Genomic DNA, 22,556 nt, shown 5'->3' with positions numbered 1-22,556 from the left:
AGGCAAAGGGAATCTTGCGGCTTTGTCAATGCTAGGTAGGTTTTTTATGAGAAAGAGAGAAATGTATGGATAATCAGGCTATGATTAGCTTAGAAAATATTGGAATAACCTTTTATCAGGGGAAACAGGAGATAAACGCTGTTCAAGATGTTAATCTAACCATTCATCAGGGTGAGATTTATGGTATTGTGGGCTACTCTGGAGCGGGGAAATCCACGCTGGTCAGGGTTATCAATGCCTTACAGATTCCTAATCAAGGGCGTGTCGTGGTTGATGGGGAGACGATTTGCAATCAGGGTAGGCTTACTTTATCTGATCGGGCTTTGCGAGATAAGCGTCGCCAAATTGGAATGATTTTTCAACATTTTAATTTAATGGCACAAAAAACAGCCCGCGAAAATATTGCTTTTGCTCTCAAGCACAGTGGCCTTTCCAAGGCAAAAAAAGCGGCAAGAGTAACGGAATTGCTGGAGTTGGTAGGCTTGGCCGATCGAGCGGATAATTATCCAGCGCAGCTATCTGGCGGCCAAAAGCAGCGCGTAGCCATTGCCCGAGCCCTAGCCAATGACCCTAAGATTTTGATTTCAGATGAATCAACTTCGGCCTTGGATCCGCAAACCACAAAGCAGATTTTGCACCTACTGAAATCTTTGAATCAGCGATTGGGTTTAACAATTGTTTTGATCACGCATGAAATGCAAATTGTCAAAGATATTTGCACCAAGGTGGCTGTTATGCAAGCTGGTCAAGTCATTGAAGAAGGTCGGGTTCTTGACATTTTTTCTAAGCCAAAAGAGCCCTTAACCAAAGATTTTATTCATACAGCTACAGGGACAGATGAAGCTTTAGAGAAGATTTATCAGCAAGAAGTCGTGCAAAACATGTCAAAAAATGCTCTCTTGCTCCAACTAAACTATACTGGTAGTATCACTGATGAGCCGATTTTGAACCAAATTTACCGTCAGCATCGGGTTTCTTCCAATGTCCTTTTTGGAAATATTCAAATTTTAGATGGAACGCCCGTTGGGGAGTTGATCACTCTGCTTGAGGGGCAACCTCAAGATTTAATAGCTGCGCAGCAAGCTCTAAGGGACGCCGGTGTCAGCATTGAACTATTGAAAGAAGGTGTCTAGATGTTTACACGTTTACAGGAATTCTTGCCAAATGTTGTGCAGTTAGGCTGGTCAGGAGATGCCGGCTGGGGTATGGCCATTTGGAATACAGTTTTTATGACTTTTGTTCCCTTTATTTTTGGTGGGGCTTTAGGCTTAATTTTAGGCTTGTTGCTGGTCTTACTCGGACCAGGTGGTGTCAAGGAAAATCTTGTTGTATGCTGGATTTTAGACAAGGTGACCTCAATTTTTAGAGCAATTCCCTTTATTATCTTAGTGGCTGTTTTAGCCAGTTTTACCTATCTGATTATGGGAACGATTTTGGGGACTAGAGCTGCCCTTGTCCCATTGACTGTAGCAACTTTTCCTTTTTTTGCCCGTCAAGTACAAGTGGTTTTTTCAGAATTAGATAAGGGCGTGATAGAAGCAGCCCAGGCCTCAGGGGCAACTTTTTGGGATATTGTGCTGGTCTACTTGACAGAAGGCCTGCCAGACCTTGTGCGCGTCTCAACCGTTACTTTGATTTCTTTAGTGGGTGAAACAGCAATGGCTGGCGCGATTGGTGCCGGCGGTTTGGGCAATGTTGCCATTTCTTATGGCTACAACCGGTTTAACAATGATGTGACCTGGGTGGCTACGCTCTTAATCCTTTGCTTCATTTTTATGATTCAATGGGCGGGTGATCGCATTAGCAAAGCCCTAAGCCATCGCTAATTAGTCTAAAGGCGATGAATGATAAAATTGCTCAAATCACAAGGACAGGCTTGTCTTGACAAACTTGTCCTTGTGATTTTTTACTATAGTAATTAAAGCTGCTAGAAAAAAGTGATTCTCAGGCATTTGGTGGGAAACTAGAAATCTCAAAAAAGAGGGCCTTGTGATCCACACAAGGCCCTCATCTCTTTTTACATTTATGACTGTAGCTTTAGGCTTTGCTTGTGTCTGATATAGCCAATCACAAAACCTAGGGCCGCAAAGATTAGCCAACCTAAGGCAAATTTGCCCAAAGGAACGATGCTTGTAAAGAAAGTTACGATTCCCTTTGGTAGGGCGAAGAGCCCTGTCATGGTAGATAGGTTTGCTAGGGCATCATAGGTGGCAGGAATAGCTGTTAGGCCAATGGTCCAGCGATAGACCAGAGGATCATTTTGGAAAACTTGGTTACTCAAAACTAAGAAAATAAGTGCAATCGTCAAAGGGTAGAGCAAGTAGAGTACAGGGGCAGACCACTTGATGATCACATTTAAGCCGCCAAAGTAAAAGAAGGCAGAAACCAGAGTGAAAATGGTGGCCCAGCTGATGTGGGAGACTTTTGGTAACAGTTTGTGGAAAAATTCTGCACTAGAAGATATTAGACCAGTAGCTGTTGTTAGGCAAGCGAGAAAAATAACAATAGCCAAGCAAATTTGCCCAATACTTCCTAAATAAAATTTAGAAGCGTGGCTTAATAAGTCGCCACCATTAATTGGGCTACCGTTTGTTAAAAAGTGTCCGTTGGCAAAGGGAAAAAGTGATTGGGACGTTGCACCAATACGGCCGACAAAAATATAGACTAGGGCCAGTAAAAAAATAGCAATGAGACCAGAGACAATTGTTAGGTGAGACACTTCTTTGGATGTTTTAGCCCCAAATTGCTTACTGGCTTCGATGACTAAGATTGAAAAGACAAGAGAAGCCAAGGCATCCATTGTACCATAGCCTTGAATGAGACCAGCCATAAAAGGGAAGTCTTTAAAAGAATCAGCAATGGTTGCTTCCACATTATAGGCCTGACCAAGTCCACCAGCAGGGTGCATAAATGACGCAATCACTAAAATAGTGATAACCACAAGTAGCGTTGGTGTTAGGACTTTGCCAATATGATCAGCTAACTTACTCGGCTTGATCGCTAATAAATAGGACAGACCAAAGAAAAGGACAGCATAGAGTGCCTTTATCCAAAACCGTTCCCCTAAAATGGGGGTGATGCCAACTGAGTAAGAGGTAGCCCCAGTTCTAGGAATAGCAAAAAAAGGACCAATGGATAGGTAAAGCAGGGCTGAGTAAGCAAGGGCATAGGTTTTTGAAATTGGTCGAGCCATATTTTCAACATCACTAGCTCCTGATTTTGAGACGGCAATAACACCAAGCAGGGGCAAAGAGACACCTGTTAAGCAAAAGCCTAAGATAGCTAAGGCTAAATGTTTTCCGGCATATAAACCAAGATATGCTGGGTAAATCAGGTTAGCTGCTCCAAAAAAAAGGGCAAATAACATAAAGCCAATGATGAGATAGATTTTTTTGCGTGACATAGATTATCCTTCCAGGTAATTATAATAACATCCTTAGATGCCATTTAAAGCATACGTATGCTATTATAACGAAGAAATGAAAGGGAGTCAATGTATTTAGAAAATTTAGAAAGTTTTGACCTCGTTGACTATAGTTGGCTTTTATATTATCATAAAAAACATATTATTTTTTTACAGAAAAGGAGCAAAGCCACCATGAAACGTGTTGTGAGAACTTGGAAACGAACAAGTTTGATTAAGAAAATTGCCATTGGTGTTAGCATCGGTATCCTACTTGGATTAGTATTTCCTAGCTTTCACCTGATAGGTCTGTTGGGGCAGCTTTTTGTTGGAGGGCTTAAGGCGATTGCTCCACTCTTGGTTTTTGCACTGGTAGCGCAAGCGATTTCCCATCAAAAAGCCAACCAAAAAACCCACATGTCCTTGATTGTCATCTTATATGTGTTAGCAACCTTTGCTGCCGCCTTTGTTGCGGTTTTGGTTAACTACCTTTTTCCATTAACGCTAAAGCTGGAAAAGGCTGCTTCGGCTGAACTTAAGCCTCCCCAAGGGATTGTAGAAGTTTTTCAAAATCTTTTCTTAAAATTAGTCGATAATCCCATTAGCGCTTTGGCCAGTGCAAACTATCTGGGGATCCTCTTTTGGGCCCTGCTATTTGGCTTTGCCCTAAGGACCAGCACTAAAGAAATCAAAGGTCTTGTTAAGGCCAGTGCTGAGGTCACCTCCCAGCTAGTGGTTTGGCTAATTCATTTGGCTCCTTTTGGGATTATGGGGCTTGTTTTTTCAACGATCGCTGATAATGGTATTGGCATTCTTAAAAGCTATGCCTACTTGATTCTAGTATTGGTCGGGACGATAAGCTTTTTGGCCTTGGTTATTAATCCCTTGATTTCCTTTATTGTGATGCGTAAAAATCCTTATCCACTAGTTTTGACTTGCCTGCGTGAGTCAGGGATCACAGCCTTTTTTACGCGCAGCTCAGCAGCCAATATTCCCGTTAATCTGAGATTATGTGAAAAATTAGGGCTTGATAAGGATACCTATGCTGTGTCGATTCCTCTCGGGGCAACGATTAATATGGGAGGGGCAGCTGTAACCATTAATATTTTAACACTGGCTGCGGCTAATACTTTTGGCATTGAAGTGGACTTTCTAAGTGCTATTTTGTTGAGTTTTGTGGCGGCTATATCAGCTTGCGGAGCTTCAGGCGTTTCTGGTGGTTCGCTCTTACTCGTTCCGCTTGCTTGTAGTTTGTTTGGCATTCCAAATGATTTGGCCATGCAGGTTGTGGGTGTAGGTTTTATTGTTGGGGTGATTCAGGATTCTTGTGAGACAGCTTTAAATTCATCGACAGATGTTTTATTTACAGCCGTAGCAGAAAATGCCTTTTGGTTAGAAAAACAGACTCGCTGATGTTTTGTAGAGGGGCGTACTTAGTAAGCCTAAGAACTAACCGTCTAGCCTTTCTTTTGGGCTTAGCTGTTTATCTAGATCTCTTATCAACGACAGTTGCTAAGAAGCAAAAAAGTAACACTTTGAATGGCGTTAGCAGTGTGAGGATTTCTCTTTGACACTTGGCGGCACCATTTAAAGTGTTGCTCTTTTTTTATTTTAATTGCCGTAAATAATCAAAACGCTCAAATGTATGATCATTGGCGATTCCAACTAGGATAACATTTTCAGGTAATGGATCCAGAGGATTAATATTAATGTGTAAGTTATTTTCATCTTTGGAGCGTAGGCCGATGATATTTAATTCGTATCTTTGGCGGACATCTAGTTCGGTTAAATTTTTGCCAACCCAAGTTTTTGGAATAACAAAATTAATCATTGAAATGCCATGTTCTAGATAGATAATGCTCTCAATGTGATGCTTGAGTAAGCTTGACGCCAAATGTTTGCCGGAGTCGCGTTCTGGGGTAATGACTTTGGTTGCGCCAATACCATATAAAACTTCTTCATAGATTTTATTTTTAGCCTTGGCCATGATGACTGGTACACCTAGTTTTTTGCTATGCATGATGGCAAGCACAGATGATTCTAGGTTGTTACCTGAGGCCACTACGACCACGTCACATTGATCAAGCCCCACAGCCATCAAGAAGGCTTGATCAGTCATATCGCCAACGGCTGCATTTGTTACAATATCTGCGACTTCATTAACATGGCTTTCATTTTTATCAATGGCAATAACATCTTGGTCAAATTGACTCAGTTGACGAGCGACAGTACGTCCAAAAATTCCTAAACCAAGGACGCCAAAGGTTTTTCGTTTTGACATAATTACTCCTTTAGCCAACTAAAATATCTGTGCTGGCATAATGTACAGTTTTTTCTTTTCGTTGCATGAGGCTAATGAGGACCGTTATTGGGCCGACACGACCAACAAACATAAAAATCATAATAATGATTTTGCCAATAATCGAGAGAAAAGGTGTGACTTCCATTGAGACCCCGACTGTAGCAATAGCTGAAATGGATTCAAATAATAAAGGGATTGGTTCTAATCCAGGTTCAACAGTGAGCAGAATCAAATAACCTAAGATAAGAAAAGAAAAGTAAAAAATTAATACGGTCATGGTTTGTTTGATAGTCTTGCTCTTGATAATCCGGTGTTCAAAAGTGACTTCGGATTGACCAGATACCTCGGCTTTAAATAATAGAAAGGCAATAGCTGCTGTGGTGACCTTGACACCTCCAGCCGTTCCACCAGGCGCTCCGCCAATTAGCATTTGAATCATATACACGAGGTTGGTCGGTGAGAGGGCATCGGTATATGAGATGGTAGCAAATCCTGCTGTCCGCATGGTGACAGACTGAAAGAAAGAAACCATTAATTGCTGGGGCAAAGTGAAATGACCAATAGTTTTAACATTATTGTGCTCAAGAAACCAAGTCAGTAAGGTCCCAGCAGCTAGCAAAAAGAGTGTGGTTTGAATAACTAAGTGACTTTCATTGGATAGTTTTCGGTAGAAACGACCAGTAAAACGGGGCTTTTCAATAGTATAGCGCTGGACGTTAGAGAGTAAGTCAATCCAGACAGCAAAGCCTAAACCTCCCGCGATAATTAAAAAGGCCAAGGTGAAGTTGATGGTCGGATTTAAGACAAAGGCTGTTAGGCTATTTGTACTAAAATTATCAAATCCTGCATTACAAAAAGCAGAAATTGCTAAGAAAAGCGCATTAAAGAGACCGTGTTTCCAGCCAAAGCGAGGAACAAAATCTGTAGCGATAATTAAAAAAGCTAGAAATTCGAAAATAAATGTCATTCGATAAGCAAAATAGAGATAGCCCTTTAGATTTTTACTATCTCTGCGACTAAGTGCTGACTGGAGGAGGTTGTGTCCGGCTAAGTCCATCTTTCGCCTGAGAGCAAAAGTACTAATAGCAATCAGGGTAACGAGACCAAGCCCACCGATTTGCATCAAAAACATAGCAACCACCTGGCCAAAACCATTATATAAATCAGCTACAGGAATAACCGAAAGGCCAGTCACACAAACCATGGACACAGTTGTGAAAAGGTGATCAATATAAGAGGCTGCTGGGGCATGGGGATAGTGAGAGATTGGCAGGGCCAGTAAGATACTACCAACCAAAATAACGACAGCAAAGCTAATCGTTAGGCGCTGAGTAACTGATAAGGTTCGTAATACTGATGTTTTCATTGTTTCTCCAAAAATAATCTCATCCTAATAGTATCAAAAAAACTTAAAAAAGCTAAGTATTTTCTCAGCCTTTTAGCTATTATAGGGGCTTTTTGTTGGGTAAGCCAGCTTTTCTTGGGTATTGTTTGGGTGTTTCTTTTTTCTTTTCAACAACAGTGATAAAGCGTGCATCGCCATTTGGCAGCTGATAAGCATGGTTTTTGACAACTTGTGCAAACAAAGTCGTTAGTGCAGTTTTTGCATCGGTTAGTTCTTGATCAACTGCTTGGGATTTTAGGGCGATGAGTTGGCCTTTGATTCTTAAAAAGGGGATGGTCAATTCTGCAAGGACAGGCATTCGGGCGACAGCTCGCGCAGTTACTAGGTCAAACTGACCACGAAAGCTTCGATCTTGCCCAAAGTCTTCTGCTCGGCCATGGTAAAAATGAACGCCCTCTAACTCTAGGGTCTGTGCTAGATGGTGTAAGAACGTAATCCGCTTGTTCAGAGAGTCAATAATGGTGATCTCAAGCTCTGGGTAGACAATTTTCATGGGTAAACTGGGAAAACCTGCTCCGGCGCCAATGTCGAGTAACTTCAGCGGGCGATTAGTGATATGACCTTGAAGGATAGGAGCTAAGGAATCGTAGAAGTGCTTGAGGTAAACCTCATTTAGCTCTGTAATCGCTGTTAAGTTCATCTTTTCATTCCACTCGACTAAGAGAGAAAAGTAAGTTTGGAATTGATTTTTTTGGTGGTCACTTAGAACGATACCGGATTGTTGGAGTAATTGGTAAAAGATTTCTGGGGGCATATCTTTCCTCATCTCAATTTTTCTCTATTTTAACATAAAATAAGATTAATCCCAACTGGTGATTGATTTTGAATGAGAAAACTTGCTATTGCCTTTAAAATTGTTATAATGAAGTCACTATACTAAAGGAGAAGTCCAATGTTAGCAATCTTTATCATTATTTTTGTCGTTTTACTGGCGCTCTGGCTCATGACAAGTTACAATGGCTTAGTGCGTAGTCGGATGCATACTAAGGAAGCTTGGAGCCAAATTGATGTGCAATTAAAGCGGCGCAATGACTTAATTCCAAACTTAATTGAAACGGTTAAGGGTTATGCTGCTTATGAAGAAAAAACCTTTGAAAAAATTGCACAATTACGTTCGCAAGTGACGCATGCGACAACACCTGCTGCAACAATGGAGGCTTCAAATGCATTGACCAAGCAAATGGCTAATTTAATTGCTGTTGCTGAAAATTATCCTGAATTGAAGGCTAATACTAACTTTCTTAAACTTCAAGATGAGTTGACCAACACCGAAAATAAAATTGCCTATTCGCGTCAGCTATTTAATACCACAACGTCACAGTATAATACAAAGTTAGAAAGCTTTCCATCTAATATTGTCGCCAAATGGTTTGGTTTTAAACCAAGTGAGTTTCTCCAAACACCGGCAAAAGAAAAAGAAGTGCCGACAGTCACATTTGATTTTTAAGCACCTAAAGTTTGAGGAGGTCAGATGCTCTATCAACAAATTGCACAAAATAAACGTAAAACGGTTATTCTAATTCTTACTTTCTTTCTTCTCTTAGCGGGGATTGGCGCGGCTGCTGGTTATTACTTTTTAGATAATTATCAGTTTGGTCTAGTGATGGCCCTTTTACTGGGTGGTATTTATGCCTTTAGCATGATTTTTCAATCAACTGCGGTAGTGATGAGGATGAATAATGCGCGGGAAATTACAGCAGATCAAGCACCTGAATTCTATCATATTGTTGAAGACATGGCGCTAGTCGCTCAGATCCCGATGCCCAAGGTTTATATCATTGATGATCCGTCACTGAATGCCTTTGCTACAGGATCCAACCCACAAAATGCAGCTGTCGCGGCTACCAGTGGCCTCTTAGCCTTAATGAACCGTGAGGAACTAGAAGGTGTCATTGGCCATGAGGTTAGCCATATCCGTAACTATGATATTCGAATTTCGACAATTGCTGTTGCCCTAGCCAGTGCGATTTCCTTAATTTCTGGCCTTGCTGGACGAATGATGTGGTATGGCGGCTCAGGACGGCGCAGCGATGATCGTGATAATAGTTCTTTAGGCATTTTTGCAATGGTATTTTCTATTTTGTCATTGATTTTATCACCGCTAGTTGCCTCCCTCGTACAGATGGCCATTTCTCGGCAAAGAGAGTATCTGGCAGATGCGAGCTCAGTCGCCTTAACGCGTAATCCAGAAGGAATGATTAAAGCTTTACAAAAGTTAGAGCAGTCCCAGCCAATGGCCCATCCGGTTGATGATGCGAGTGCCGCTCTTTACATTAGCGAACCAAGGAAAAAAGAAAGCTTTGCTAACTTATTTAGTACCCACCCACTGATTGCTGATCGCATTGAGCGGTTGCGTCATATGTAAAGTATGGAAGAGTTTGACACCAATCAAACTCTTTTTTGGACCATTTTAATAAGAAATCTTTTTGTAACAAAAAATTATCAGAAATTTTCATATAAATCAGTTGACAAACGATAAAAATAATAGTAAAAATAAATTAGAGTTTTATTAGGAGAGGAAAATGTTACTGCTATCAGATATAAAAAAACATCCCCAGGGTATTTCTTTTCAAGAAGAGCTGGATATTAGCGCTGCTATTATGCAACGTCACAAGGATATTCGGGCGATAACAAAACCTTTAGTAGAGGGCTTTGTTCGCTATGAGAATGGCCTTTACTTGTTGCAATATCACATGAGCTATACGATTACACTGCCTTCAAGTCGGTCCATGGTTGATGTGCCCTTGCCCTTTAGTGAAGACGTTCAAGAGCTTTTTATTGAAGCAGCTGAATCACAGGCTCGAGCAGACATGGTTGAAGAAAACTTGGTCATGATTTTAGAATCAGATCAGATTCATCTAGTGGACAGCGTTATTGACAATATTCTTCTTAATATTCCTTTGCAAGTATTGTCTACCGCAGAAGAGGCTTCCGATGTATTGCCTTCGGGTCAAGATTGGACTGTAATGACTGAAAATCAGTACCAATCTCTAAAGGCGGCAAAAGAAGCGGCTAATAATCCGTTTGCAAGCCTAGAAGGGATGTTTGATGAATAAAACTGACTATTTAAGATATTTGTAATTTTTTGATTGAAAAAAATGGTAGGCTCTGGTATACTCATACTTGTATAATGGCTCTTAAAAGCTGTTTAGAGTTGCTTTTAGTGAGGTCTTTGAAGGAATGACCAAGTTGAAAAGAGAGCCGATTTCTAAAATGTTGCACCCTTTCTATATTCTTTTAAGCATTAGAGAAGAAAAATTATTATAAACAAGGATTGGAAGATATGACGAAAAAAATTCTCATTATTGAAGATGAAAAAAATCTCGCACGATTTGTTTCACTAGAATTGCAGCACGAAGGTTATGAAGTATGCGTCGAAGATAATGGTCGCGAAGGCTTAGAAACAGCTCTTGAAAAAGATTTTGATCTTATCCTTTTAGATTTAATGTTACCTGAGATGGATGGTTTTGAAATCACTCGGCGCTTGCAGGCAGAAAAGACAACCTACATTATGATGATGACAGCACGTGATTCCATTATGGATGTGGTTGCGGGGCTAGACCGTGGAGCGGATGACTACATTGTTAAGCCTTTTGCTATCGAAGAATTGTTAGCACGCATCCGCGCAATCTTTCGTCGTCAAGATATAGAGACAGATAAAAAATCACCAAATCAAGGTATCTACCGTGATTTGGTACTTAATCCACAAAACCGGTCGGTTAACCGTGGAGACGATGAAATTTCGTTAACAAAGCGCGAATACGATTTGTTGAGTATTTTGATGACCAATATGAACCGTGTGATGACGCGCGAAGAATTACTCTCTAATGTCTGGAAGTATGACGAAGCTGTCGAAACAAACGTTGTGGATGTTTACATTCGTTATTTACGTGGGAAAATTGACATGCCTGGACGGGAATCCTATATTCAAACCGTACGTGGTATGGGTTATGTGATACGTGAGAAATAGCTATGCTAATAAAAAATCAGAAACAGCATCTAAAGAAATCGCTACCAAAACGTTTATCTAATCTCTTTTTTGTACTATTCTTTTGTATTTTTTCTGGTTTTACTTTGATTGCCTATTATTCTACGAACTATTTTCTTTTGAAAAAAGAGCGGCAGTCATTGACACAAGTGGTAAATGTCATTAGAGTTCGTCTGTCGCAGGTGGACTCTAATTTTTCATATGACAATCTTAATCAAATTCTCTATACAGATGGGCTATTGCATATCAAACAAGATAAGCATAGTGGTAAAAGAATTGTCATTGATGAACGTGATATTTCTAATACTATTGATGTTAACCAGGAAATTTACCTTTACAATCCCCAAAAACAATTGATTTTCACAACGGATCCTACTGAGACTTCCTATGATATGTCTGGCCCGATTGGCAAAGTCTTTGATGACAGGGTTGAAAATCAGTACCGTGGTTATTCCCTGATAGAGAAGGTCTATTCGAAGAAATCACATAAGTTTTTAGGTTATGTCCAGGTCTATCAAGACTTAGAAGACTACTATGTCATCCGGGCCCGTCTCCTACTTTGGTTGCTTATGGTCGAATTTTTCGGAACAAGCTTAGCTTACATTATTATTTATGTTTCTACTATCAAATTTTTGGAGCCACTCCAAAATTTACATGATGTCATGCGAAACATCTCTGAAAATCCGAATAATTTGGACCTCCGCTCTGACATTAAGTCTGGCGATGAAATTGAAGAACTATCTGAAATTTTTGACACCATGCTGGATAAAGTGGAAAAGTACACCCAGTTACAATCGCGTTTTATCAGTGATGTAAGTCATGAGTTGCGCACCCCAGTTGCGATTATTAAGGGCCATATCGGTTTATTACAACGTTGGGGAAAAGATGACAGTGCCATTCTTGAAGAGAGCCTGACCGCAACTGCTCATGAAGCCGACCGAATGGCAATCATGATTAATGATATGCTCGATATGATTCGTGTCCAAGGTAGCTTTGAAGGACATCAAGATGATACGACGATTCTTGAGAATTCTATTGAAACCGTTATTGGTAACTTTAAAGTTTTAAGAAATGATTTTGACTTTGTTTGGCAGCCTAGTCAGCGACAAACCCGCGCTGTCATCTATAAAAACCATTTTGAACAAGCTTTAATGATTCTGATTGATAATGCAGTGAAATATTCGCGCCTTGAAAAGAAAGTAACCATTACGTTAACTACGACTGCTGATCAAAAAGCTCTGCTTGAAGTAAGAGATCGTGGCGAAGGCATCTCTGAAGAAGACATTGATCACATTTTTGAGCGCTTTTATCGCTCTGATAAGTCTCGCAATCGGACCAGTACTCAGGCGGGCTTAGGGATTGGGCTTTCCATTTTGCGACAAATTATCGAAGGCTACCATCTTGAACTAAAAGTTAAAAGTAAGATTAACGAAGGAACAACATTTAGTTTGTATATTCCTTTAAGTCAAGAAAAACTCTAGTCCTGTGAGCTCGTGTCCTTGAACTCAGCTTGGTTCATACCATTTAAAAAACTATTCCAACCAGTCCGAACCATCAGGCAGCTGTGGAATAGTTTTTATGTTAGGCGCTTTTTGAGCAGTTCTTGCGCTACCACCTTGCCCAATTTTCTTTTGTTATGTCTTAAAATGTGGTAAAATAGAGTACTAGATTAAACTGATAGAATTGGGGTGTTTTTGCATGCGTTGTCCAAAATGCAATTATCATAAATCAAGCGTCGTTGATAGTCGTCAGGCTGAAGACGGCAATGCCATACGGCGCCGCCGTGAGTGTGAAAAATGCCATAGCCGTTTTACGACCTTTGAACGTGTTGAAGAGCTCCCCTTGTTGGTTATCAAAAAGGATGGGACGCGCGAGCAATTTTCCCGTGATAAAATCCTAAATGGCGTGATTCAAAGCGCCCAAAAGCGCCCTGTCTCAAGTACTGATATTGAAAATGTCATCTCAAAAATTGAACAAAAAGTCCGTGCGGACTATGAAAACGAAGTCTCAAGCACAGCGATTGGTAATTTAGTAATGGAGGAGCTAGCTGAGCTAGATGAGATTACCTATGTGCGGTTTGCCAGTGTTTATAAAAGCTTCAAAGATTTGGATGAAATAGAAGCATTACTCCAGCAGATCACCAGTCGCGTTCGGGGAAAGAAGAGTAGTACAGAACATGAAACCCATTGATGATTTTCGATACGCCAAAAACAATCGGATTCTGCTTGATTCAGATAGTCTTATCCAGCTTTATTACCCTATCATTGGTGCTAGTGCTAGCGCTGTCTACCAGTACTTTGCAGCATTTTGTGATCAAGGCCAAAAAAGCCATAAATTTAGCCAGGTCTTGAACCATCTTCAGATGGGCATGACCCAACTAGAGGAGGCCCTCGTTGTTTTAACAGCTTTGCAATTATTAGAACTCTATCAAGACCCATCCTATTATGTGATTAAGGTCAATGCGACCAAGTCCCGTGAAGTATTTTTGCAAAATGCTGTTTTGCGGCGTCTCCTCGAAAAAGAGATCGGCCAAGCAGCGCTAGAAGAATTAGCCCCGACCGTCCCACCAAGAGCTAAATCACTCTCAAAGCGCTTCTCAGATGTATTTGGCACCGAAGCTGGCAATCTAGACCTAAGTGAAAAAAAGGGCATTTATTTCGATCTAGACAGTTTTCAACGCCTTATGGCGCGTGATGGCTTGCGCTTTAAAAATGAACAAGAAGATGTCGTTGCCCTCTATGCCTTGGCTGAAAAATACCAGTTGACCTGGTTTGATACCTATCAGTTAGCCAAAGCAACTGCGATTAACTATGAAATTGCGACTACAAGAATGGCAGTCAAAAAAAGTCAGACCGAGTCATCACCGGCTAGTGATTTTACCAAAGCAGAAAAAATTGTCTTACAGGAAGTCAAAAAAGACACTGCCCTTGCTTTCTTAGAAACAATTAAACAAACCAGGCGGGCAACAGTAACCAAGGATGAAAAGCAAGTACTCGTAGCACTGGCTAAAATGGACTTTTTGGACGAAGTCATCAATGTTATGGTTCTTTATACGTTTAATAAAACCAAATCAGCTAATCTGCAAAAAACCTACATCATGAAAATGGCTAATGATTTTTCCTATCAATCTGTAAAGACAGCCGAAGAGGCGATTTTATTGCTCCGCTCTTTTAAAGAACGCAAGCAGGCCCGCAAAACGTCGCCAAAAAGTGCACCCAAAACCAATGTGCCAGCGTGGAGCAATCCAAATTATCAAGACCAAACGAGTCCAGAAGAGCAAGCTGCCCTTGATGCTTTCAAGCAAAAAGCGCTCAAACGTTTAGAAAACTTAAAAAAAGGTGACGAGTAAATGGAAAAAATTGGGAAGACCATGGAACGCCAAAAGCATTTGAACAGTGCTAATAAAGACCAAATTATTCAAGCTATTTTATCTGACCCCGAAGTGGCTGCATTTATTAAAGAGCACCAATTAAGCCAGGCTGAAATGATGCTTAGCTTGTCAAAGTTTAATCAATTTTTAGGAGAGCGTCAGAAAGTGCGCAGCAATGATCCGTCTTATATTGCTAAGGGCTATGAACCAATCTTAGTGATGAATGAAGGCTATGCTGATGTTTCCTATAGGGAAACAAAAGCACTTAAGGAAGCCCAACAAAAAGCCCAGATTGCTAATCGCATTTCTTTAGTTAATTTACCAAAGTCTTATCGGCAGGTGCGTCTGGCTGATATTGATATTACAAATACCAGCCGTCGCGACGCTGTCATGCGAATTGTGGATTTTGTTGAGCAGTACCCAACTGCCGGGCAAAAGGGCCTCTATCTTTATGGGGATATGGGCATTGGTAAATCTTATTTCATGGCTGCCTTGGCCCGCGAATTATCTGAACAAAAAGGGGTTGCGACAACGCTGCTGCATTTTCCCAGTTTTACAATTGATGTCAAAAATGCCATTTCTTCTGGCAGAGTCAAAGAAGAAATTGATGCTGTGAAAATGGTGCCTTTGTTAATATTGGACGATATTGGAGCTGAGCAAGCGACCTCCTGGGTGCGAGATGAAGTATTGCAAGTTATCTTACAATATCGCATGCTGGAAGATTTACCGACCTTTTTCACTTCAAATTATAGCTTTGCAGATCTTGAGCGCAAATGGGCGACCATTAAGGGCAATGATGAGACTTGGCAGGCCAAGCGGGTGATGGAACGCGTGCGTTACCTGGCAGAGGAATTTCATTTAGAAGGCGTAAATCGGCGTTAGTTTTTAAGTAAAGATTATTAAAAGGAGAATCATGGTTTTACCTACAGTTGCTATTGTGGGCCGTCCTAATGTGGGCAAGTCCACCTTGTTTAACCGAATTGCAGGCGAGCGCATTTCTATCGTCGAAGATGTCGAAGGGGTGACCCGAGACCGTATTTACACAACAGGAGAATGGCTTAACCGGCGCTTCTCCTTGATTGATACCGGGGGCATTGATGATGTGGATGCGCCCTTTATGGAGCAAATCAAACACCAAGCCCAAATTGCGATGGACGAAGCAGATGTGATTGTTTTTGTCGTATCTGGTAAAGAGGGAATAACAGATGCCGATGAATATGTCACAAAGATGCTTTATCGAACCGATAAGCCAGTGATTCTAGTGGTTAACAAAGTTGATAATCCTGAAATGCGCAATGACATCTATGATTTTTATGCTCTGGGCTTAGGTGAACCCTATCCAACGTCTTCTGTTCATGGAATTGGTACTGGAGATGTTTTAGATGCTGTGATTGAAAAACTTCCTGTTGAGACAGCAGTAGAAAACGATTCCGTCATTCGTTTTAGTTTAATTGGCCGTCCCAATGTTGGTAAATCCAGTTTGATTAATGCTATTCTTGGTGAAGACCGGGTGATTGCAAGTCCTCTTGCTGGGACCACCCGTGATGCTATTGATACCCACTTCACTGATCAAGATGGACAAGAATACACCATGATTGATACAGCTGGCATGCGCAAATCCGGTAAAGTTTATGAAAATACTGAAAAGTATTCGGTCATGCGGGCTATGCGGGCCATTGATCGCTCTGATGTTGTTTTAATGGTAATCAATGCCGAAGAGGGCATCCGAGATTACGACAAACGTATAGCTGGCTTTGCTCACGAGGCGGGCAAAGGAATCATCCTTGTTGTGAACAAATGGGATGCTATCCAAAAAGATAATCATACCGTGGCTAACTGGGAGTCTGATATTCGCAATCAATTCCAATTTTTGAGCTATGCGCCCATTATTTTTGTATCAGCGCTCACCAAGCAGCGTCTTAACAAGTTGCCAGCACTGATTAAAACCATCAGTGAGAGTCAAAATCGCCGTATTCCTTCAGCGGTCTTAAATGATGTGATCATGGATGCGATTGCTATTAATCCAACACCGACCGATAAGGGCAAGCGTTTGAAAATTTTCTATGCAACGCAAGTTTCAGTCAAACCTCCCACATTTGTGGTTTTTGTTAACGAAGAAGAATTGATGCATTTCTCCTACCTGCGTTTCCTTGAAAATCAAATTCGCGCGGCCTTTACCTTTGAAGGGACACCAATCCACCTGATTGCCCGCAAGCGCAAGTAAATCAACCATCTGTATCACTGCTTTAGCGATACAGATTTTTTTGCTGTCATAAAAAATAGCGGTGCGCTTTGCCGTGATGATTCGCTGGGGAGTCAGCCGGTTTTTTTGACAGGGCTACTCAAGCAGCGGGGCTCCACAGGTTGTAAGGCCATAAAAAAGGATATAAGCTCAATTGCGAATCAGACATTTGTGGCAGATTTTTGCGAAAGAAGATTTTTTTGAGAAAAATGCTGCTAAATTTGGTATAATTAGGGGATAAGTAAAGAGGTGGTAAAAAAATATGACACGACTCATTCCTGGTAAAATTCGCAATCAAGGAATTGAACTTTATGAACAAGGACTGGTGACAGTCGAAGGTGAAAAAAATGGTACGATTCAAGCAACGGTAGATCAAGAAGCGGTTGCTTATAGTTATGAAGATGTCAATACACATTGTCAATGTGCTTTTTTTGCACGTAAAGGTTATTGCCAGCATATTGCTGCTTTGGAATATTACTTAAAAAACAACCAGGATGGGAAGGTCTTATCTGAACAATTGGCTCACCAAACTGAGAGTAAAGAGGCAGTGCGCAAATTAACGTCATTTGGGAGCTTATTTTTGGATAATTTAGCTGTCAATGAAGATGATACCCTACATTATCGCCTAAGTGCCACAGGCGTTAGAAGCCCATTTTCTGCTGACTTTTGGTGGAATCTCAAGATCAATCGGCTGCCTGATGAGCGTTCTTATGTCATTCGTGATATTAAGGCTTTTTTAGCAGCAGTGCAAAAAGAGGCTTACTATCAAATTGGGAAAAACTATTTTGAGCCGCTCTCTTTAGTGCAATTTGATGCGCCAAGCCAGGAATTGATCCGTTTTTTATGGAAACTAGCTTCGCAAACGGATAAGGGCGAACAGTCTGTTGTTTTTCCTAACCATGGCCGCAATCTCTTTTTACCAAGTGGCTTTTTAGAAGAAGGTATATACCTCTTACGGGATTTATATGACTTTACCTTTGAAGGACCAAGTCATACCTATAATTATCTTGAGGTCTTTCCTTTGAGTGGGGAAGCGGAACTTTTTACCTTTATTGTTGAGGTTCACCGTAATGCTATTGAACTCCAGATTAAGGAAAAAAATAACAGTTATTTTTTTGATAATGAGTATGTTTTATATCATGATACTTTTTATCATTTGACCCTTAAACAACGCAAGATGGTTTCTGCGATCCGTAGTTTGCCCATTGAAGCTGATTTGACCAAGCATGTTCATTTTGATTTGGATGATCAGGCTAAGCTGGCTGCTAGTCTCCTTGATTTTCAGGAGCTAGGTCGGGTAGAGGCTCCCAAGAGTTTTCTGATTCACGATTTTCAGGTTACTTTTTTCCTGGATCAAGCAGATGACGATGAGCTTCTCTTAAACTTGGCGTTTGATTACGGGGATGTGCAGGTAACCTCCAAAAGCGAGCATGTCCATCTTCCATTTGCTAGCCACTTCAAAAAAGAAGAGAAAATCAACCGTGCGCTAGCGTTTTACGGCTTTAAGCCGGGCTTTGCAACCCGCAAACACCTAGCATCACCACAAGAACTTTATCAGCTATTTACGCAAGCGATTCCCTATTGGCAGCGTATTGGTAAGGTTGTAGTGTCTGAGCGGCTTGAGAAACAACGCCTGTTGGAAATTCCACAAGTAGCCATTAGTCGTAAGGGCGGTCTTTTAGACATTTCCTTTGATTTTTCACAGATTGTTGAAAGCGATATTGATGCTGCCTTGGCTGCTTTGTTTAGCCAGGATCCTTATTTTGTTAGCCAGACAGGTAAACTGGTTGTTTTTGATGAGGAGAGTAAACGGGTAAGTCAAACGCTCCAAGACTTGCGGGCTAAACGCCAACTTAATGGGCATTTTCAAGTGGAAGGTGTCTCAGCAATGCAGGTTTCTCAGTTATTTGCAGATACAGCCTCTGTGCATTTTTCAGAAGATTTACAACATTTGGTCGCAGATCTTACCCATCCTGAACGCTATACTTTGCCTGATTTACAGGTTAATGCTCAGTTGCGTGATTACCAATTGCACGGTGTCAAATGGCTGTCGACCTTAGATAAGTATGGCTTTGGTGGTGTCTTAGCAGACGATATGGGCCTTGGTAAAACCTTACAAACAATCGCTTTTTTAACGACCAAAATTGAAGCGTCATCGCAGATTTTAATTTTGGCCCCCTCTAGCTTGCTTTATAACTGGTTAGATGAATTCACCAAGTTTGCTCCGCAGGTTGATGCAGTGGTAGCTTATGGCCTTAAGCAGACGCGTGATCAGCTGATTTTGGAAAATCATACGGTTACGATTACGAGCTATTCCTCGTTTCGCCAGGATTTTGAATTGTATCAACAAAAGCACTATGATTATCTCATCTTGGATGAAGCCCAAGTGATAAAAAATGACCAGACAAAAATTGCGCAGAGTTTGCGCCAATTTACGGTGACCAACTGTTTTGCCTTATCCGGAACGCCTATTGAAAATAAACTATTGGAGATTTGGTCTATTTTTCAAATGGTCTTACCAGGCTTACTACCAGATAAGAAAGATTTCCTCAAATGGACGCCTAAACAGGTCGCAAAATATATTCAGCCTTTTGTTATGCGGCGCAAAAAAGAAGATGTCTTACCAGAATTGCCTGAATTGATTGAGATGACCTATAGCAATGAAATGAGCGAGGCTCAAAAAACATTGTATTTGGCACAGTTACGCCAGATGCAAGAACGCATTCGCCATTCCAGCGATGCGGATATTAACCGGCATAAAATTGAAATCCTTTCAGGTATTACACGCCTGCGCCAAATTTGTGATACACCAAGTCTTTTTATGCCTTATCAAGGTGAAAGTGGTAAATTAGAAAGTCTGAAAACGCTCTTAACACAAATAAAAGAAAATGGTCATCGGGCTCTGATTTTCTCCCAATTTAGAGGGATGTTAGATATTGCAGAGCAGGAAATGCAGGAGCTTGGCTTGACATCTTATAAAATTACAGGTTCAACCCCGGCCAATGAGCGCCAGGAAATGACGCGGGCCTTTAATAGTGGCTCAAAAGATACTTTCCTTGTTTCTTTGAAAGCAGGTGGCGTTGGCCTGAATTTGACCGGGGCAGATACAGTTGTACTGATTGACTTGTGGTGGAATCCGGCCGTGGAAATGCAAGCAATTAGCCGGGCCCACAGGCTTGGACAAAAAGAAAATGTTGAAGTTTATCGGTTGATTACACGAGGAACGATTGAAGAAAAGATTCTGGAGTTACAAGAAGACAAGCGAAACTTGGTAACAACGGTGCTTGATGGTAATGAAAGCCGAGCTTCCATGAGTATTGAGGATATTAAAGATATTCTAGGCATCTCTTCTTAGGGCAGCAAAAGAGCTAGAGCTAAGCAAAAAAGCACAAGGCAGATTCTAAGTGAGTGTAGCTGATAGTTTCAAAAATTCAAACCCATTTCTAAAAATGGCAGCTTTAATCAGTGACATCATCCACAACCTAGAGCAGCTAATCAAGTAGAAAATGAGAGAGCAGCAGTTTTTTAGTAACTGACTTGAGTGTTTGGTAACAGCTAAGTTTGCTTTGTTGGTCTTTCACTAAGTGTGTCTTAATATCGCCTGTTCTTCCTATTCTCCTTGATTTTGTTTGTGCAAGAGAGTCAAACTTTTGTTTTCTTGACTGAGGGTATTTAAAATCAACTATGTCTGGGCATCTCAGCCCAGCTTTTCTTTTATTGTAAATCCTTTTATCAGAGGCATTTCTATTTAGAATACTTTGAAAAATAATAGTAATTAGTTTATAATAGGGAAAGTTATAGGAGGGTAAGATGTGATGCCAAACAACACTCGATTCCCAGTAATTGCTGATAATCAGCCGATTATTGAAGCATCAAAGATGATGCAATTATATGAAAATGAAGACTTAATTACCAATATTCATGGTCCCTATCAGGATAAACAGTATGATGATGTGACTAAAGACTATCGTTTTTTAGATGTGCATAATAGTTCCAACCTTCCCAAGGATCGGTTAAATGTGATAAATGAGGGGCGTACCTATGCCGAACAAGCACGTCAAAAAGCCAAGCAAGACATACGTGAAAAGCGTCAAGCTTATTTTGCCAAAGAAATGGCTTATAGTAGTTCAAAGCAAGCCTCTTCTTTACGATCAAAAAATAAAGAAGCCGATACTGCTGTAATCAAACCAACTGTTGACAGTAAGACAGCGCCCAAACAACGCTCAAAAAACAAGTGGAGTCGCTTTTCAGAAAAGTTACGACAAGAAGCTTATATCTTAGCAGAACTTCCGCGAGAATATAAAGAACCACAAACAGACTCTAAGCCTAAGGCAACAAAAAATAATTATGATTTTTTGAAAACCAGTCAAATCTATAACAATCGTGAAAGACGTTTACAGCGTGAAAAAACGATTGCCCAAGAATTAAACTTGACCCGCTTGGATGAGTTTAATCAGCAACAGTAACAAAGCGATTACAGACAGTTCACAGAAGAAGGAGTAACTATGTCTAACACCTATCATTTTATCGGTATTAAAGGCTCTGGCATGAGTGCTTTGGCGCTCATGTTACACCAAATGGGCCATAAGGTTCAAGGAAGCGATGTTGAAAAATATTATTTTACACAACGAGGTTTAGAACAAGCGGGAATTACAATTAAGCCTTTTAGTCCAGACAATCTTACCGAGGGAATGGAAATTATTGCTGGTAATGCCTTTAGAGAAGATAACAATCAAGAATTAGCGTATGCGATTCAACACCATCTCCCCTTCAAGCGCTACCATGAATTTTTAGGCGACTTTATGAAAGACTTTACCAGTTTTGGTGTGGCTGGCGCCCATGGTAAAACGTCAACGACAGGTTTATTAGCACACGTCTTGGCCAATATTACAGACACCTCTTATTTGATTGGAGATGGAACAGGCCGCGGTTCAGCCAATGCCCAGTATTTTGTGTTTGAAGCAGATGAGTATGAACGTCATTTCATGCCCTACCATCCAGAATACTCCATTATTACTAATATTGATTTTGACCATCCAGACTATTTTACTGGTCTAGATGATGTTTTTGATGCTTTTAATGCCTATGCCAAACAAGTTTCGAAAGGTCTTTTTGTTTTTGGCGAAGATCAGGAATTAAAACGCATCACTGCAAAAGCACCTATCTACTATTATGGTTTTTCCAAAGAGAATGATTTTGTGGCGTGTGATATTCGGCGAACGACTAACGGTTCGGATTTTTCTGTTAAACACAAAGACCAAGTTATCGGGCATTTCCACGTTCCAACCTATGGAAAGCATAATATTTTAAATGCAACTGCTGTTATTGCCACACTTTTCACTGCGGGAATCGATATGACATTAGTGGTAGAACACATGAAAACATTCAGTGGAGTTAAACGGCGCTTTACGGAAAAATTAATAGATGATACCATTATTATTGATGATTTTGCTCATCATCCCACTGAGATTGTCGCTACTTTGGACGCTGCGCGCCAAAAATACCCAGCCAAAGAAATTGTAGCCATTTTCCAACCCCATACCTTTACCCGGACCATTGCTTTGCTTGATGATTTTGCTCAGGCCTTAAATCAAGCTGACAGTGTCTATTTAGCAAAAATCTATGGCTCGGCGCGTGAAGTTGACCATGGTGATGTCAAAGTTGAAGATTTAGCAGATAAAATTAGCAAACCTGTTAAGGTGGTCACGGTGGACAATGTCTCACCCTTATTAGACCATGAAAATGCAGTCCATGTTTTCATGGGTGCAGGCGATATTCAGCTTTATGAACGCTCATTTGAGGAATTACTGGCTAATTTAACCAAAAACACCCAATAATGGATCAAC

The 22,556-nt window shown here is 40.8% G+C and carries 19 protein-coding genes; 15 read left to right on the top strand and 4 right to left on the bottom strand.

Translation table 11 applies throughout. The features are described 5' to 3' along the window. Positions 1 to 65 precede the first annotated feature (65 nt). Both K5J94_RS09120 and K5J94_RS09115 read left to right on the top strand, forming a co-directional pair. On the top strand, positions 66 to 1,133 hold the full coding sequence (locus K5J94_RS09120; protein ID WP_159561316.1) for a methionine ABC transporter ATP-binding protein: 1,068 nt from the start codon (positions 66 to 68) through the stop codon (positions 1,131 to 1,133). Continuing rightward, positions 1,134 to 1,826 (top strand): methionine ABC transporter permease, encoded by a 693-nt coding sequence (locus K5J94_RS09115; RefSeq protein WP_159545643.1) that lies wholly within the window; start codon positions 1,134 to 1,136, stop codon positions 1,824 to 1,826. 197 nt (positions 1,827 to 2,023) lie between these two features. On the opposite strand, the gene brnQ is transcribed toward K5J94_RS09115, so the two are convergent. Further along, on the bottom strand, positions 2,024 to 3,403 hold the full coding sequence (gene brnQ, locus K5J94_RS09110) for a branched-chain amino acid transport system II carrier protein (RefSeq protein WP_159564783.1): 1,380 nt from the start codon (positions 3,401 to 3,403) through the stop codon (positions 2,024 to 2,026). A 195-nt stretch (positions 3,404 to 3,598) separates the two neighbouring features. On the opposite strand from brnQ, the gene sstT reads away from it, so the two are divergent. After that, positions 3,599 to 4,816: a serine/threonine transporter SstT gene (sstT, locus tag K5J94_RS09105; RefSeq protein ID WP_159550087.1), complete on the top strand. Its 1,218-nt coding sequence runs from the start codon at positions 3,599 to 3,601 to the stop codon at positions 4,814 to 4,816. A gap of 193 nt (positions 4,817 to 5,009) precedes the next feature. On the opposite strand, the gene ktrA is transcribed toward sstT, so the two are convergent. From ktrA to rsmG, 3 genes are all read right to left on the bottom strand, one after another. After that, positions 5,010 to 5,684 (bottom strand): potassium uptake transporter gating subunit KtrA, encoded by a 675-nt coding sequence (gene ktrA / locus K5J94_RS09100; RefSeq protein ID WP_159561320.1) that lies wholly within the window; start codon positions 5,682 to 5,684, stop codon positions 5,010 to 5,012. A gap of 10 nt (positions 5,685 to 5,694) precedes the next feature. Continuing rightward, on the bottom strand, positions 5,695 to 7,086 hold the full coding sequence (locus K5J94_RS09095; protein ID WP_269437423.1) for a TrkH family potassium uptake protein: 1,392 nt from the start codon (positions 7,084 to 7,086) through the stop codon (positions 5,695 to 5,697). A 64-nt stretch (positions 7,087 to 7,150) separates the two neighbouring features. Beyond that, positions 7,151 to 7,864: a 16S rRNA (guanine(527)-N(7))-methyltransferase RsmG gene (gene rsmG, locus K5J94_RS09090; protein WP_221912993.1), complete on the bottom strand. Its 714-nt coding sequence runs from the start codon at positions 7,862 to 7,864 to the stop codon at positions 7,151 to 7,153. 138 nt (positions 7,865 to 8,002) lie between these two features. Here rsmG and K5J94_RS09085 point away from each other — a divergent pair, with 138 nt between their 5' ends. From K5J94_RS09085 to murC, 12 genes are all read left to right on the top strand, one after another. Beyond that, on the top strand, positions 8,003 to 8,557 hold the full coding sequence (locus K5J94_RS09085) for a LemA family protein (RefSeq protein ID WP_159545631.1): 555 nt from the start codon (positions 8,003 to 8,005) through the stop codon (positions 8,555 to 8,557). A gap of 24 nt (positions 8,558 to 8,581) precedes the next feature. Next, positions 8,582 to 9,475: a zinc metalloprotease HtpX gene (htpX, locus tag K5J94_RS09080; RefSeq protein ID WP_221912991.1), complete on the top strand. Its 894-nt coding sequence runs from the start codon at positions 8,582 to 8,584 to the stop codon at positions 9,473 to 9,475. Between the two features lie 157 nt (positions 9,476 to 9,632). Next, complete coding sequence (locus K5J94_RS09075) at positions 9,633 to 10,166, top strand: YceD family protein (RefSeq protein ID WP_159545627.1); 534 nt, start codon at positions 9,633 to 9,635, stop codon at positions 10,164 to 10,166. Between the two features lie 227 nt (positions 10,167 to 10,393). Continuing rightward, entirely contained in the window at positions 10,394 to 11,080 is a 687-nt protein-coding gene (gene covR / locus K5J94_RS09070; RefSeq protein ID WP_159545625.1) for a two-component system response regulator CovR/CsrR, read from the top strand. Positions 11,081 to 11,088: 8 nt separating this feature from the next. Further along, on the top strand, positions 11,089 to 12,579 hold the full coding sequence (locus K5J94_RS09065; protein ID WP_159545668.1) for a HAMP domain-containing sensor histidine kinase: 1,491 nt from the start codon (positions 11,089 to 11,091) through the stop codon (positions 12,577 to 12,579). 217 nt (positions 12,580 to 12,796) lie between these two features. Continuing rightward, entirely contained in the window at positions 12,797 to 13,288 is a 492-nt protein-coding gene (gene nrdR, locus K5J94_RS09060) for a transcriptional regulator NrdR (protein WP_159564775.1), read from the top strand. Next, complete coding sequence (locus K5J94_RS09055) at positions 13,275 to 14,447, top strand: DnaD domain protein (protein ID WP_159545621.1); 1,173 nt, start codon at positions 13,275 to 13,277, stop codon at positions 14,445 to 14,447. The genes nrdR and K5J94_RS09055 overlap by 14 nt, the downstream gene beginning before the upstream one ends. After that, a complete protein-coding gene (gene dnaI / locus K5J94_RS09050) occupies positions 14,448 to 15,350 on the top strand; it encodes a primosomal protein DnaI (protein WP_159545619.1) in 903 nt (300 codons plus the stop codon). A gap of 31 nt (positions 15,351 to 15,381) precedes the next feature. Continuing rightward, entirely contained in the window at positions 15,382 to 16,692 is a 1,311-nt protein-coding gene (gene der / locus K5J94_RS09045; RefSeq protein WP_159550407.1) for a ribosome biogenesis GTPase Der, read from the top strand. A gap of 280 nt (positions 16,693 to 16,972) precedes the next feature. Beyond that, positions 16,973 to 20,065 carry a DEAD/DEAH box helicase gene (locus K5J94_RS09040; RefSeq protein ID WP_221912990.1) on the top strand — a complete coding sequence of 1,031 codons (3,093 nt, stop codon included), beginning with the start codon at positions 16,973 to 16,975 and terminating at the stop codon, positions 20,063 to 20,065. Between the two features lie 460 nt (positions 20,066 to 20,525). Beyond that, positions 20,526 to 21,176, top strand: a complete 651-nt coding sequence (locus K5J94_RS09035) for a hypothetical protein (RefSeq protein ID WP_159797092.1) — start codon at positions 20,526 to 20,528, stop codon at positions 21,174 to 21,176. Between the two features lie 39 nt (positions 21,177 to 21,215). Then, on the top strand, positions 21,216 to 22,547 hold the full coding sequence (gene murC, locus K5J94_RS09030) for a UDP-N-acetylmuramate--L-alanine ligase (protein WP_159564769.1): 1,332 nt from the start codon (positions 21,216 to 21,218) through the stop codon (positions 22,545 to 22,547). The last annotated feature ends 9 nt before the right edge of the window (positions 22,548 to 22,556 follow it).

Origin of the sequence: Streptococcus halichoeri (assembly GCF_019774635.1) — a bacterium.
Classification (GTDB): Bacteria; Bacillota; Bacilli; order Lactobacillales; family Streptococcaceae; genus Streptococcus; species Streptococcus halichoeri.
Note: the sequence above shows the minus strand (reverse complement) of the source record. Positions and strands in the feature narration are given on the sequence as shown.

What these genes read in the sequence shown, in the direction of transcription:
- K5J94_RS09120 (WP_159561316.1), top strand. Translation starts at nt 66, where the DNA reads ATGGATAATCAGGCTATGATTAGCTTAGAAAATATTGGAATAACCTTT.
- K5J94_RS09115 (WP_159545643.1), top strand. Translation starts at nt 1,134, where the DNA reads ATGTTTACACGTTTACAGGAATTCTTGCCAAATGTTGTGCAGTTAGGC.
- brnQ (WP_159564783.1), bottom strand. Translation starts at nt 3,403, where the DNA reads ATGTCACGCAAAAAAATCTATCTCATCATTGGCTTTATGTTATTTGCC.
- sstT (WP_159550087.1), top strand. Translation starts at nt 3,599, where the DNA reads ATGAAACGTGTTGTGAGAACTTGGAAACGAACAAGTTTGATTAAGAAA.
- ktrA (WP_159561320.1), bottom strand. Translation starts at nt 5,684, where the DNA reads ATGTCAAAACGAAAAACCTTTGGCGTCCTTGGTTTAGGAATTTTTGGA.
- rsmG (WP_221912993.1), bottom strand. Translation starts at nt 7,864, where the DNA reads ATGCCCCCAGAAATCTTTTACCAATTACTCCAACAATCCGGTATCGTT.
- K5J94_RS09085 (WP_159545631.1), top strand. Translation starts at nt 8,003, where the DNA reads ATGTTAGCAATCTTTATCATTATTTTTGTCGTTTTACTGGCGCTCTGG.
- htpX (WP_221912991.1), top strand. Translation starts at nt 8,582, where the DNA reads ATGCTCTATCAACAAATTGCACAAAATAAACGTAAAACGGTTATTCTA.
- K5J94_RS09075 (WP_159545627.1), top strand. Translation starts at nt 9,633, where the DNA reads ATGTTACTGCTATCAGATATAAAAAAACATCCCCAGGGTATTTCTTTT.
- covR (WP_159545625.1), top strand. Translation starts at nt 10,394, where the DNA reads ATGACGAAAAAAATTCTCATTATTGAAGATGAAAAAAATCTCGCACGA.
- nrdR (WP_159564775.1), top strand. Translation starts at nt 12,797, where the DNA reads ATGCGTTGTCCAAAATGCAATTATCATAAATCAAGCGTCGTTGATAGT.
- K5J94_RS09055 (WP_159545621.1), top strand. Translation starts at nt 13,275, where the DNA reads ATGAAACCCATTGATGATTTTCGATACGCCAAAAACAATCGGATTCTG.
- dnaI (WP_159545619.1), top strand. Translation starts at nt 14,448, where the DNA reads ATGGAAAAAATTGGGAAGACCATGGAACGCCAAAAGCATTTGAACAGT.
- der (WP_159550407.1), top strand. Translation starts at nt 15,382, where the DNA reads ATGGTTTTACCTACAGTTGCTATTGTGGGCCGTCCTAATGTGGGCAAG.
- K5J94_RS09040 (WP_221912990.1), top strand. Translation starts at nt 16,973, where the DNA reads ATGACACGACTCATTCCTGGTAAAATTCGCAATCAAGGAATTGAACTT.
- K5J94_RS09035 (WP_159797092.1), top strand. Translation starts at nt 20,526, where the DNA reads ATGCCAAACAACACTCGATTCCCAGTAATTGCTGATAATCAGCCGATT.
- murC (WP_159564769.1), top strand. Translation starts at nt 21,216, where the DNA reads ATGTCTAACACCTATCATTTTATCGGTATTAAAGGCTCTGGCATGAGT.